1 protein-coding gene is annotated in these 587 nt (G+C 75.8%); it reads right to left on the bottom strand.

From position 1 onward, the window contains the following. Positions 1 to 547 (bottom strand): hypothetical protein (locus tag GL263_RS27670; protein ID WP_182858458.1); only part of this gene is annotated, 547 nt, incomplete at its 3' end. Positions 548 to 587: the final 40 nt, after the last annotated feature.

Here is a 587-nt window from a genome sequence, read left to right as displayed (position 1 = left end):
GCTCCCGCCCGTCCTCCAGCCGGGGCCAGGGCTCCGGCGCCCGGTCGAGGTAGTAGCGGCTGCGGCTGTCCGGGTCGCCGAAGAGGAAGAACGGCCGCACCCCGCCGTCCGTACCGTCCAGCTCGAACACCCACCGGTACTCCGCCGGCGCGGCCTGCCGACCGCCCGGGGCCGGCCACCGGTCGTCCTCCTCCCGGAACTCGGAGCACCCGGCCCGCGCCCTCAGCACCACGTGCTGCCCCTCGCCCCACCCGCCGGGTGCCTGGTCGGTCAGCTCCCACTCGCCCTCACCGGTGAGGCGCCAACCTTGGTCGAAGTCGAACTCGCGGCCGTCCAGGCGGCGGACCGCCGCCGTGCCGTCCGCACGCAGTTCGACCTCCGTCCGGTTCGCCCCGTGCCACGTGCCGACGACGTCAGCGGGACGCAGTCCGGTGGCGCTGGGCACCGGCTCGTACATGTGCGGGTTGCAGGCCGCCGTGAGGCCGAGCAGCAGCGCCACCGACGGCAGGCCGACGCCTGCGGTCCGTGCGATCCGTCCGATCCGCATCTCTGTCACCCCCTGGCCGCCGGGTCGCGGCGGCCGGGAC

Origin of the sequence: Streptomyces durbertensis (genome assembly GCF_014156695.1) — a bacterium.
Taxonomy (GTDB): domain Bacteria; phylum Actinomycetota; class Actinomycetes; order Streptomycetales; family Streptomycetaceae; genus Streptomyces; species Streptomyces durbertensis.
The sequence above is the reverse complement of the archived record's forward strand: the minus strand, read 5'-3'. Positions and strand labels throughout refer to the sequence as shown.